This is a genomic window from Kibdelosporangium persicum, from assembly GCF_013280595.1.
GTDB lineage: Bacteria > Actinomycetota > Actinomycetes > Mycobacteriales > Pseudonocardiaceae > Kibdelosporangium > Kibdelosporangium persicum.
In genome coordinates, this window is record NZ_JAAATY010000058.1 from 1 (window position 1) to 12176 (window position 12176).

Consider the following 12176-nt stretch of genomic DNA (forward strand, 5'->3'; position numbering starts at 1 on the left):
CGGCGGAATCACTTACACAGTGGGAATTCCAAGTTTGTTGGTGCCAAATGACACTATGACCGCCCTGTATCGCCCAGGGAGAACACGTGACTGAGCCAACGCGTCCCACGTTCCTGCGCCGCAAGCTCGGCGCCAAGCTTCGCCGGATGAGGGAGGAGGCCGGGCACACACTGGAGTCCGCCGCCCCGATGCTGGACAAGACGAAAAGTGCCCTGCATCGGATCGAGACCGGGGAAACCAGGGCCGACGTGCACCTGGTCCGCTCGATCATGGACCTGTACCAGTGCTACGACGAGGAGTTGCTGGAGGAGGTGCGGGAGGCATTGAAGACGCCCTGGTATCGGGTCTTCGGGATCAGGAACTCGGATTTCTTCGACGTGGAGACTGAGGCGTCGGAGATCAGCCAGTTCTTGCTGATCGAGGTGCCAGGGTTGCTTCAAACCCGCGCCTACATGCGAACGCTATTCAGCGCTCGGTGCCGCCAAGTCCCAGTCGACACCAGCATGAAGGTGCGGCTGTACAGGCAACGGAGGCTGACCAGCGAGGATCATCCGCTGCAGCTGCACAGCATCGTGTGCGAGGCCGCGTTGCGTCGCAGGTTCGGGCCACCAGAACTGATGCAGGAGCAACTCCGGCACCTCATCACGATGTCGGAGTTGCCCACAGTGACACTTCAGGTACTGCAGGACAGAGGCACTTTCTACCTGCCGAACGCACCTTTCACAGTGTTGAGCTTCCCCGACCCCGATGATCCGAGATACCTCTACATGGAGAACCCGACCGGGTCGCTGCAAACCGAGGACCACGCGCAGGTGGAGGAAGCTAGACTGCTACTCGAAGCGTTGCGAATCGAAGCACTGAACCCTTCCGACTCGGTGGCGTTCATCGAGGAGCTAGCGAGGAACCGGTAGTGGAACTGAACTGGCGCAAGAGCAGCTACAGCACTTACCACGGGGACTGCGTCGAGATCGCTCTCTTACCTCTCCTCGCCGCCGTTCGGGACTCCAAGAATCCCGGCTCCACCCTCACCTTCCCGGTGGAGCCTTGGCGGGCGTTCCTCTCGCAGGTCGACTAGGTCGGTTCTTCGTCCTCGACCCACTCCAGGAGGTCGCCGGGCTGGCACTCCAGCACCCGGCACATCGCTTCCAGGGTACTGAAGCGGACTGCTTTCGCTCTGCCGTTCTTCAGTACCGCCACGTTGGCGGGGGTCAGGCCGACCTTTTCGGCGAACTCTCCGACGCTCATCTTGCGCTTGGCCAGCTGGACGTCGATGCGCACGATGATCGGCATCAGATCACCGCTTCCATGTCGGAGCGCAGGGTCGTGGCCTGACGCAGCAGCGCGCGCAACACGACCATCAGCAGTCCGACCACGGTCACGATCGCGGTCATCAGCGTCAGCACCAGCGGCAGGCCTGGGTCGGTCGCGTTGAAACCGACATAGAGCAGCACGCCCACCAGCACTGCCCAGCCTGCCCCGATGGCCCACAGGATGCCGTTCACCCACTTCAACGAGACCTCACTGAAGATCCGGTCCTTCTGCACCAGGGTGAGCAACCGCCACGTGCAGACGATCACCACCTGAACGCACAACACCCAGAACACCGTCACGAAGGTCGCGGGCCAGCGCAGGTACGCCATCTCCGGCTCCTCCCTGGCCATGCTCGCGAACTGCCCTGGCAGGGACATCACCTGGAACAGCACCAGAAGCCCGAACAAGCCCACCAGGCACACTTTGAGAAGGGCAACCGCCCGACGCTCGAACATGCATCGAGTATCGGCATCTATCTATCGATTGTCAATCGATCCTTATCGGCAATCGCTAGATCAGCATCGCCTCGCAGCTGCGTACCACCACCCGGGCCGCGTCGCGCTCGGCGCTGCCCAGCATCGGGTTCTCCGACTGCTCACGCCACCTGGCCAGGGCGTCGTAGATCGCGTTCTGCACCTCCGCCTGGGTCGGTTCACGGTCGAAACCCAGCCGCGCGTCCAGATCCGTGCCGTAGCCGCCGATCAACCGCTGGGCCTCCAGGCCCAGTTCCTCCGGCAGACGCGTCCGGCCCGACAACAGGCCCCCGAGCAACCGGAGCTCGTGGAACTCGTGCGCTCCGGCCAGGACCCGTTCCACGTCGGTCACCAGTTTCGCCGCGCCGGGCCGGGGCTCCATCCGCAGGACCACGTCCAGGCCCAGCAAGGCCGAGCGGGCCTTCAGCACCTCCCGGCGGTCGACGAACAACCGCCCGATCGAGTCACGCAGTTCGTTCAACCCGCTGCGCTGCACCAATTCCGACGCCAGCTTGGTACGCGAGTCCGCTCCCTGCCGGATCAACGTCGTCGCCAGCCGGATGCCGACCATCCCCAGCCGGTCCGCCAGCTCCCGGCGCGTCGAGACCGGCAGCACGTGCTCGGACCGCGTGAACCTGTCCGCGGTCAGCAACAACTCCTCCGTCTGCGCCCGGGGAGCCGCCGCCAGCGCCGCCAGCGACTGGTACTCCTCCTCCGGCATCGTCCGGCCCGCCTGGCCGATCAGGCCCGACACCGCCACCACGTTCTGGCACAGGCCACGAATCCGGGCGTCACGCCGGTACCGCCGTGAGATCTGCTTGGCCGTCGACAAGGAGTCGATCCGGCCACCGCCGACCTCGTCGGCACGCGACAGCACCATGATGCTGTTCACCGGCGCCGCACGGGCCACCGGATGGTCCTGTGTGGACTGCAGATACCGCACGTCCATCACGTGCACCTGCGGAGTCAGGTACAGCAGGGCGTCCGCTTCGGCCGCGATCTGCTCGGAGATCTCGTCCGCGATCGGCGGGGTGTCGATCAGCGTCGCGTCCCGCAGCACCCGCGCCGGCCAGTCGACCACGATCCTTGTCATGCCACCGGATTCGAACCCGCTGAGGTCGATGTCCATCCGGCGGCCGACCCGGACGATCGGCGGTTCACCGGGCGGCCCTTGTCTCATGTAGACGGTCGCGCGCGGCTGCGGGCCGTCCTGGTACCAGGTGAAGACCGGGCCGTCCACCTCGATCGGGGCGACCTCGTCGCCCACGACCGCGTTCACCACCGTCGACTTCCCGCTTCCCGGCCTGCCCGCCACCGCGATCCGCAGTGGCGAGTCGAACCTGCCGATGTGGTGCCGCAGCCAGCTCGTCGCTCGTGGGCTGTCCTGATAAAGCCGCAGTGCCTCATGCAGGATCGCCCAGACCGCCTCGTCGACGGTTTGGGTCACGCGGAGATCTCCAATGGGTTCCTCGACGACGCCGGCAGTGCCCCGGCGATCCGGGTGATCTGACCGTGCAACTCTCTCAACTGCGTGAGCGCTTGGCGAAGCTCCTGGTCACGGCGCTGCCGCGCGGACAACTCGGCCTGGGCCGAGCGTTGCGCCGCCGAGGCCGCGTCCGCGACTCGTTGCTGCAACTGCTCCGCCAGCTCCGCGAAATGGTCACGCAGGCCGCGCTGGATCCGGCGGGCGGCGTCCTTGCAGTCCTTGGAGAACCGCAGGAAGAAGTCGTCCACGTGCCGCTGGGCCGTCGACTTCGCCAGCTGCTGACGCCGCTTGAGCCGCGTCTCCCCTTCTTCCCCGATGCTCTTGCCGCCGAGCGCCAGACCGGCGCCGATGGAGATCGGGTTGATCAACGGCAACCCGGCGAGGCTGGTGATCAGACCGAACATCAGCACCCCGCCGTAGGAGCCGCGCAACCCGGAGAACACCTTCTGGCCCGCGGTGAACTTCTCCAGCCTCGGCCGTTCGGTGTCCCCCGGATCGAGGTCGGCGTCCGACGGGATCACGGTGCCGGGCACCAGGTCCTGGCGTTCCGGGAAGCACTCGGCCACCCGGTCGGCCACCCACCACGACCGCTCGATCAGCCAGTCGAAGTTGGTCCGGGCGGCCTCGGTCAGGTTCTCGTTGAGCCATTCCTCGAACTGGTCCCAGGTCTTCGCCGGGTCCGCCTCGTCGAAGGCCCGGTCGACCTCGCGCAGGATCCTGCGGGTCCGGTCGCGCAGGTCGTACTCGAGATCCGCGATCAGGTCCGCCATCTCGTCGTTCAACACGTTCTGCCACTTGGCCGACCGGCGTTTCAGGTCGGCCATCTTCTGCTGCGCGTCCATGTACTCCGCGACCGCGGGCGAGTTGCGGTCGTCCGGGCGCGCGGCGAGTTCCTTCTTCACCTGGCCGACGAGTTCCGCCAGCGCGGTCCCGGTCATCGCGGCGAAGTTCTGCCGGGACGACGGGTTCGACGCGACCGGCAGCACGTCTGTGCGCAGCCGTTCGATCAGCTCGGGGAATCCGGACTCCACGTTCAGCGCTTCGTCGTCCTTGGCCACCGCCCGCAGCCGGAGCGCGGACGACACCGGCACCACCGCGGCCGGAATCCCCGCTTTGGACAGGTGTTCCCGGTTGCGGTCGGCGATCTGCCGCCAGCGCGTGGTCAGGTCGATCTTCGTCAGCGCGACCAGGATCGTCGGGCACGAGCGGCGGACGTGGCGCAGCAGCTCCAGTTCCGTCGCCGAGAGCTCATGGGAGGCGTCCGTGGCCAGCAGCACGGCATCCGCGCCGCTCAACGCCGAGAAGGTGCTCTGCGCGCGCAACTGGTGCAGGTTGCCGATCGCGGGCGTATCGATGATCACCAGCCCGGCGGCCAGAATCTTGCGCGGGATACGGACTTCCGTCGTCACGGCGTCGCCGCCCCGGTTGGTCGCCTGGTCCACCGGCAGCGGCATCCGTTGCGGTTCCGCGCCGGTGCCGTCGTGCAGCAGTTGCGTCGCCGCGGGTTTCTCGGCGTAGCGCACGATCGTGGGCGCCACCGTCGTCACGTCGTCGCCGACGGCGCACACCGAAGCGCTCACCAAGGCGTTCACCAGTTGGCTCTTGCCCTGGTTGGCCTCGCCGATCACCAACACCCTGATCTGCGGGTCGAGCAGCTGCGCCCGCTTGGCCCTGAGCCGTTCGGCCAGGTCAGGTCTGTGGTGGACGACGGATGCCCCGATGGTCTGGTCCAGAACCTCGAGCCAGGTCGCCGCAGTCACCCGAACAGTGTGCCCTGCTCGACCGATCGGGTGAAGACCGCCAACGGCAAAAGAAGCCGGAGGCCAGGTCCGCCCCCCGAGGGAGAACCCGGCCTCCGGCCGTGTGAGCTGGGCTCTTTACAGCAGGCCCAGGTCCGGCACGACGTTGCCGACCACGTCGGTGACCGGGTTGTCGTTGATCACATTGCCCAGACCGGTCTGGCCGACCACGTCGCCGACGATGTTGTGACCGCTGGCGTCGCCGCCGATGACCGGCAGGTTCTGGGTGACCTGCGGGACGACCTGCGAGACGTCCGGCAGGTTGACCGCGGGCACGTCCACCGGGAGGTTGACCGGCAGCTTGTCCAGCACGTCGCCGACGTTCGGCAGGTTGCCGCCGACACCGGCTACGTCGGTCACGGCGGGCACGTCTACCGGCAGGTCGCCGACGACGGGCAGGTCGCCGGTGACGTCGGTGACGGCACTCTGGGTGGTCTCCACGGCGTTGTCGGCCGACAGGGCCGGGACGGCCTCGGGAGCCTGGACCGGCAGCGCGGGCAGGTCGACCGGCAGCGCGCCGGCGACGTCGCTCAGCGGCAGCTGCAGGCCACCGACCGAGGGCACCGCGGAGGCGACACCGAAGACCGCGCCGGTCAGCGCCGTCGGGTCGGTCACGCCCTTGCCCGCGATGTCGGTGACGTTGCCGACGATGTCGGTGACGTTGCCGGACAGGCCCGGCACCGCCAGCACGTCCTGGTTGATGCCCAGGCCGTGCTCGGTGGTCACGCTGATGGTCTTGTCCAGCGGGCCCTCGATCGCGATGCCGCCGTAGGCGACGCCGCCGGCCTCGCCGCCGATCACGTGCGCACCGGTCTCGATCGTGCCGAACGGCGTGTAGACGCCGGCGTTGGCGGCGACGCCCTCCAGGCCCGCGCTGATCGCGCCGGCGGCACCGAAGTCGCCCACCGGGGTGGACTGGCCGGCCTGGAAGCCGCCCTCGACCTCGTCGAGCTCGGCCTCGATCTGGCCGACCGCGCCGGTGGTGCCCAGCGGGGACTCGGCGCTCAGCGTGGCCCAGCCGCCGTCCGCGCCGGCCTCGCCGTCCAGGCTGATACCGCTGGTCAGGCTGTCCAGGTCGGGGACGCCGGGCAGGCCGACGCCCGAGATGCCGCCGAGGCCGTTGACCAGCGGCAGGTCGCCGGCACCGGCCGGGACCAGGTCGTTCACCAGCGGCAGCACGTCGTAGACGTCCGACGGGGCGATGTCGGTCAGGCCCGCCTTGGTCAGGCAGCCGACCGGGTCGAGCTCGAACGCCTTCATCAGGTCGGCGTCGCCGAGCAGGCCCTTGCAGAAGTCGTGCAGGGTCGCGGGCTCCGGGGCCGCCGGAACGGCCGGAGCGGCGGCGGTCGCCTCAGCGGTCGCTTCGGCGTTAGCCTCGGCAGTCGCCTGAGCGGAAGGGGCAGCGGGCTGGGGAGCCTCGTCTCGAACCACGGAAATCTCTCCTAGAGGGGTACAGGGGGCAACAACCGGGCAGTGCTTCCGGTGATCGCGGACCCTCCGGTGCGGCACCCGCGGCCGGTCAGTGCATGTCCACTGCCGGCCATCGACACCAGCGGGTCGTTGATCCCGTGAGCTGCTCGTTCCGCCGGTGGCGAGAAGGCGTCGTTGCCTGTCGTCCACCAGCGGGCCAGGCCATGGCTGCCCGGCGATGCCCCAGAAAGTTATGCCCCGGGCCGTCCCCCCGACATCGGGGATCACGCCGAGTCATCACTCCCCCCGACTAGGGTTAGGCCCCATCCTCCATTAGGGGCATTAGGGTGTCCCCCTATGAGTTCCAGTCCGATTCACCGTCGCGGTTGCGGGGTTGGTATGAAGATGTGACCCATCCGGGGGTAACCCGGACGGGCGCCCGTTCGATCGAGTCGGAAGGCACTCCTGCATGCCATACGTCTTGGGGATCGACGTGGGGACCTGCCGCACCGCGGCAGCGCTCTGCCGTCAGACCGGCTCCACCTGGGGCGACCCCGAGGCTGTCCAGCTGGGTGAGCGCACCACCACCGCGCCGACGGTGGTGTACTTCGCACCCGACGGCAAGGTGGTCGTGGGCGACCCGGCCGACCGGAACGCGGGCAGCGACCCCGCCAACGCCGCGCGTGATTTCGCCAGGCGGATCGGCGACGAGGTCCCGCTCATGGTCGGGCGCGAGGTGTGCACGGCCGAGACGCTCGCCGCCGTGCTGATCACCTGGGTGGTCAACGAGGTGTCCACGGCCGAGGGCGAACCCCCCAAGCACCTGGTGGTCACCCATCCCGCCGGGTGGGGCAACCACCGCAGGCGCCTGCTGCACCGGGCGTTGCGGCAGACCAAGGTCGACAACGTGACCCTGCTGGCCGAGCCGGTCGCCATCAGCGAAAGCCATGCCGCGACCCACGACGTGCAGCCGGGTGACGCGCTGGGCGTGTACGACCTCGGCGCGACAGGGCTCGCGACCGCCGTGGTCCGGCGATCCCCCATCGGCACGTTCGAGGTGCTCAACTCGGCCGAAAGCGTCGACTCCAACGGCGGTTACAGCTTCGACGACGTGGTCTTCGAGTACGTGCGCAACGCGACCGGCGGAGTCGACCCGGCCGACCCGGACGCCTGGCAGAAGCTCTCCCGGCTGCGCGGCGAATGCGTGGCCGCCAAGGAGTTCCTCTCGGCGAGCACCGAGGTCACGGTGCACGAGGTCGTGCTGACCAGGGTCGAGTTCGAGGAGATGATCCGCACGTCGGTGCAGGCCGGGATCGAGGAGCTGCTGCGGATCATCCGGCCGGCCGCGGACCTGAAGACCGTCCTGGTCACCGGCGGGTCCGCCCGGATCCCACTGGTCGGCGAGCTGATCAGGGAAGAACTGCGGGACCGCACCGTGATCACCCCCGAGCCTGAGCTCGCGTGCGCACGGGGCGCGGCGATCGTGGCCGGCCGGATGGCCCCGGCACCGCAGGCCGCGCCCGCGCTGGTCCGCTCGCCGGACGAGGCACCCCCGGCGCCTGCCCGGCCGTCGATCGAGATCACGCCGCTCGAACTGCCCCCGCCGCGTTCGGCGCTGCGGGCGTTGACCGGGAAACCCAAGCTCGTCGGCGGTCTGAGCGCTCTGGTGCTGGCCGCGGGCGTCGGCCTGACGTTCTACCTCAAGCCCGACGAACCGCCGAAGCCGCCCGCCCCGGACTCGTCCGCGGTCGCGCCGGTCAACAACAGCAAGCCGACTCCGCTGTCGTCGCCCACCACTCCCGCGGTGACGCCGTCGTCGGTTCCGCCGCAGCCCAAGTCATCCAGCAGCAAGTCAGCCAGGTCATCGACCCCCAAGACAGGCGAGGACGGCCGTTGAGCCACCGAACAGCGACCCGAGCACGAACCACGACCGTCATGGACGAGGCGGCGAAGAGAGTGCTGGACGCGACCGAGGCCGACCCCTTCGCGCCGGTGGCGCTGGCGGTCATCGCCCCCGGCGGCTACGGCAAGACCACAGTTCTCAAGGCTTTCCGGCGCGTGTATGAAAGCGCGGGCGTCCGCGTGACCGACCGTCCTGGCGATCCCGAGGCCGCTGTGGTGGTCGACGACGCGCACAAACTGCCCGCCGACCGCCTGCGGGAGCTGGCCGAGGCCGACGTTCCCCGGCTGGTGATCGCGTTGCGGCCATGGCCGCGTTCGCCGGAACTCAGTGAGCTCACCCGGACGCTCGGCCAGACGGTGATGCTGGCGCCGCTGGACCGTGGCCAGGTCCGGTCGCATGCGTCCGGCGCATTCGGCGCGGCGCCCGCGGCGGAACTCGTGGAGTTCCTGTTCACCCAGACCGGCGGTGTCCCCGCTTTTGTGGACCGGTTGGTCTCGGCGATGACGGCACGGCCGGTGACCGAGGTCCCGGACGCCGCGCTGGCCGCGTTCCGCTCCGACTTCGACCTGCTTGACCCCGATGTCCTGCAGTACGTGCTGGCCGCGCAGGCCGGCGCGGGACTCCGGACGGATCTGCTCGCCTCGTTGCTGTGCCGGGACGCGGGCGAAGTCGTGACCGTGATGGAAGCCGCCCGGGCGACCGGGCTGCTCGGCCACGACGGCACTCTGTTGCCGATCTGCCACCGTGCCATCCGCGCGGTGATCCCGGCCGAACGTGCCTTGGCCGTGCGCCAACGACTTGCCGAGTTGCTGCTGGAGCGCGGCGAGTCCGTGCTGCCGTTGGCGCGGTCGCTGCTCGGCAGCGGTGCCGGCGGTGCCGGTGTCGCGGCCGCTTTCCACGCCGCCGCCCACGAGGCACTGACCGAGGACCCGGCGTTGTCCGCGAAACTGTTCGCCGCGGCCGTGTCCGCGGGGCGTCCGGTGGCGCAGTGCGCGGCCGGCTGGGCGCACGCCTCGGCGCTGGCCGGTGATCTCGATTCCGCGATGCGTCTTGCTGATCAGGCGATCTCCGGGTCCGAGGACAAGGCGAGCGGCGCCAGGGTCGCTGCCACCGCGCTGGCGCACCGGGGGCAGCTCGGCCGAAGCGCCGAGTTGTACCGGTGGTCCGGTGACGGCTCGTTCGCCGCGATCGGCCTGATCGGCACCGGGCACCTGGTCGACGTCACCTCCCCGGACGGGCTGCCGACGTTGTTGTCCGGCTCGGCTTCGCTGATGGCGCAAGGAGTCCGCGAGTCGGTCACCGGCAACTCGGTCGACGCGCTGTCCTCTTTGGTCCGTGCGGCCGGTTTGCTGGAACCCGCGGGCAGCGGGGTGTTGCTGCCGGACAGTCCCGCCGCGTTGGCGGCGTTGGTCGGCTTGCACTGCGGCGAACTCGGTGTCGCCGAGTCGGTGCTGGACCGGGCCGTGCGGTCGAACATGGGAGGGCCGTTGCTGGCGACGCGGCACCGGCTGCTGCAGGCGTGGATCTGCATGATGCGCGGCCAGCTGACCGCCGCCGCCGAACACCTCGCCGCGACACGCCCCCGCGAACCCCGGGACTGGCTGTTCGCCGTGGCCCTGGAGGTCGGCCTGGCCCGGCGTAACAGCGACGTCCAGGCACTGCGGCGGATCTGGGCGCAGGCGTGCGAAGCCGTCGTGCGGCACCCGGTCGACCTGTTCACGATCCTGCCGCTCAGCGAATTCGCCGTGGCCGCGGCGAAACTGAGCGACCAGAGCCGCCTCGGGCCGCACCTGCGCGAGGCGTACGCCCTGACCAAGCAACTCGGCGAACCCGAGATGTGGCTCACTCCCCTGCACTGGGGCGGCCTGCACGCCGCGATCGTGGCCGAACAACCCGGCGAGGCCGCCGATCACGCGGCCGCGCTGGCCAAGAGCCACAGCCGGTTCGGCCGCGCCCTCGGCGAGGCCGCGCAGTGCTGGCTCGACGTCGTGGCGGGCAAGGTCGACCCGGTCCGTGCCGAGGCAGCGGCCCGCGGCCTGCACGACATGGGCATGGTCTGGGACGGCTCACGGCTGGCAGGACAGGCCGCGATCCGCACCTCCGACCGCAAGGCCATGGTGACGTTGCTGGACTGCGCCCGTGAACTGCAGGGCAAGCAGGCCGTGGCCGACCCGGCGCCGGCCACCACCAGCCCGTTGAGCGAACGCGAGCAGGAGGTCGCGGCACTGGTGCTGCAGGGCATGACGTACAAGCAGGTCGGCGACCAGCTGTTCATCTCGGCCAAGACCGTGGAACACCACATGGCCCGGATGCGTCAGCGCCTCGGCGCGAGCAGCCGCAGCGAACTGCTCACCCAGCTCCGGTCGATCACGGCGAAGAACTAGGACCCGATCGGGTGACGGGGCAGCGGGCGAGGTCCTGGCCGCTGACCCGACGGTCGGCCGTTGACATCCGACGTCCCGGTCTGGTGACGTCCCCTGTGGCGTGAAGAAGGGACGTGACATGGGTATATCCGGGAAACTGGCCGCGCTCACGGCGGCAGGCCTGCTGCTGTCGGGCTTACCCGCACTGGCCGCCGGGGACGTGCCGAGGACGGGCTTCGAGCAGTCCGGCGGCGCCCGGTGGACCACGATGGCCGAGGAACACTCCTTGCTGAAGCAGCTCGGCCGCAAGGTGCCGGTGAGCCAGGTCGGCACGAGCGTGCAGGGACGGCCGTTGCACCTCGTACGTGTCGGCAAAGGCGGCCCGACGACCGTGCTCTTCCTGTGCGCGCAGCACGGTGACGAACCGGCCGGGCGGGAGGCGTGCCTGATCAAGATCCGGGACCTGGCTTACGGCAAGGCCTCCGTGCCGCCGGGGACCACGTTGTTGTTCGTGCCGACCGCGAACCCCGACGGGCGCGAGGCGAACACGCGCGGCAACGCCGACGGCGTCGACATCAACCGGGACCACATCGCACTGGAAACCCCTGAGGGACGCACGTTCGCGCGGATCATCCGGGACCACCGGCCTGACGTCGTGCACGACCTGCACGAGTTCGGCCCGCGGCCTTTGGTGTACGACAAGGACGTTCTGTGGCTCTGGCCGCGGAACCTCAACGTGCACAAGCGGGTGCACGACGAGTCCGAGGTGTTGTCCCGCTCGTACATCCGGCCTGCCGTGGAATCCCGTGGGCTGACCAGTGGCGTGTACGGCATGCTCGTCGACCCGGTGACCGGCGAGCCGACGCAGCAGATCGCGGGCGACGGGCAGGAGCGGATTCTGCGCAACACCACGGGCTTGAAGCACGCCCTCGGGTTGCTGGTGGAGACCAACGACGCGCCCAACCCCGGCGAGGACGTTCCGGCCGCGGCCCGGCGACGGGTCGCGTCACAGCTGTACGCGGTCGACGGGACGCTGAAGCTGGTGCGCGACAGGCGTGGCCAGGTCGAGGCCGCGACCACGATCAGCCGCGTGACCGCGCCGTTCCAGCGTGGGCCGATCTACTTCGGTGGCGCGGACAACGAAGCACCTCCGGCCGGTGAGGTCGAGCCGAACCCGCCCTGCGGCTACCGGTTGACCTCCGCGCAGTACGAGCAGGTGGCGGAGAAGCTCTCGTTGCACGGCGTGGCGTCACGGCGTGACGGCGACGGACGGCTCGTGCCGTTGGCCCAGCAGTCCCGGCCGCTGATCCCGCTGCTGCTGGACGCTCGGGCGGACTTCGAGTTGGTCGCGGGTACGCCGGTCGAACGCTGCTGAGCGACGTCGAACTCCAGTGGGTGGCCGCGCTCACAGGGCCACCCACTCGGGTTGAG

General features: G+C 69.3%; 10 protein-coding genes. 5 read left to right on the forward strand and 5 right to left on the reverse strand.

What is annotated here, in order from left to right; all coding sequences use genetic code 11:
* Positions 1–86: 86 nt before the first annotated feature.
* Both GC106_RS45710 and GC106_RS45715 read left to right on the forward strand, forming a co-directional pair.
* On the forward strand, positions 87–911 hold the full coding sequence (locus GC106_RS45710; protein ID WP_173142462.1) for a helix-turn-helix domain-containing protein: 825 nt from the start codon (positions 87–89) through the stop codon (positions 909–911).
* Positions 911–1075: a DUF397 domain-containing protein gene (locus GC106_RS45715; protein ID WP_376777838.1), complete on the forward strand. Its 165-nt coding sequence runs from the start codon at positions 911–913 to the stop codon at positions 1073–1075. The genes GC106_RS45710 and GC106_RS45715 overlap by 1 nt, the downstream gene beginning before the upstream one ends.
* On the opposite strand, the gene GC106_RS45720 is transcribed toward GC106_RS45715, so the two are convergent.
* The 5 genes from GC106_RS45720 to GC106_RS45740 all read right to left on the reverse strand — a co-directional run bounded on the left by GC106_RS45720 (position 1072) and on the right by GC106_RS45740 (position 6500).
* Positions 1072–1290, reverse strand: coding sequence for a helix-turn-helix domain-containing protein (locus tag GC106_RS45720; protein ID WP_173142463.1), 219 nt, complete (start codon positions 1288–1290; stop codon positions 1072–1074). The two genes, GC106_RS45715 and GC106_RS45720, sit on opposite strands and share 4 nt — an antisense overlap.
* Entirely contained in the window at positions 1290–1766 is a 477-nt protein-coding gene (locus GC106_RS45725; RefSeq protein ID WP_173142464.1) for a DUF2975 domain-containing protein, read from the reverse strand. The genes GC106_RS45720 and GC106_RS45725 overlap by 1 nt, the downstream gene beginning before the upstream one ends.
* Before the next feature lie 55 nt (positions 1767–1821).
* Positions 1822–3231, reverse strand: coding sequence for a GTPase family protein (locus tag GC106_RS45730; RefSeq protein ID WP_173142465.1), 1410 nt, complete (start codon positions 3229–3231; stop codon positions 1822–1824).
* Entirely contained in the window at positions 3228–5030 is a 1803-nt protein-coding gene (locus tag GC106_RS45735; RefSeq protein ID WP_173142466.1) for a dynamin family protein, read from the reverse strand. The genes GC106_RS45730 and GC106_RS45735 overlap by 4 nt, the downstream gene beginning before the upstream one ends.
* A 117-nt stretch (positions 5031–5147) precedes the next feature.
* Positions 5148–6500, reverse strand: a complete 1353-nt coding sequence (locus GC106_RS45740) for an IniB N-terminal domain-containing protein (protein WP_173142467.1) — start codon at positions 6498–6500, stop codon at positions 5148–5150.
* Positions 6501–6948: 448 nt separating this feature from the next.
* Here GC106_RS45740 and GC106_RS45745 point away from each other — a divergent pair, with 448 nt between their 5' ends.
* The 3 genes from GC106_RS45745 (at position 6949) to GC106_RS45755 (ending at position 12120) form a co-directional block, all read left to right on the forward strand.
* Complete coding sequence (locus GC106_RS45745) at positions 6949–8376, forward strand: Hsp70 family protein (protein WP_173142468.1); 1428 nt, start codon at positions 6949–6951, stop codon at positions 8374–8376.
* Positions 8373–10766 carry a helix-turn-helix transcriptional regulator gene (locus GC106_RS45750; RefSeq protein ID WP_312873428.1) on the forward strand — a complete coding sequence of 798 codons (2394 nt, stop codon included), beginning with the start codon at positions 8373–8375 and terminating at the stop codon, positions 10764–10766. The genes GC106_RS45745 and GC106_RS45750 overlap by 4 nt, the downstream gene beginning before the upstream one ends.
* 118 nt (positions 10767–10884) lie before the next feature.
* Positions 10885–12120: a M14 family metallopeptidase gene (locus tag GC106_RS45755; protein WP_173142469.1), complete on the forward strand. Its 1236-nt coding sequence runs from the start codon at positions 10885–10887 to the stop codon at positions 12118–12120.
* The last annotated feature ends 56 nt before the right edge of the window (positions 12121–12176 follow it).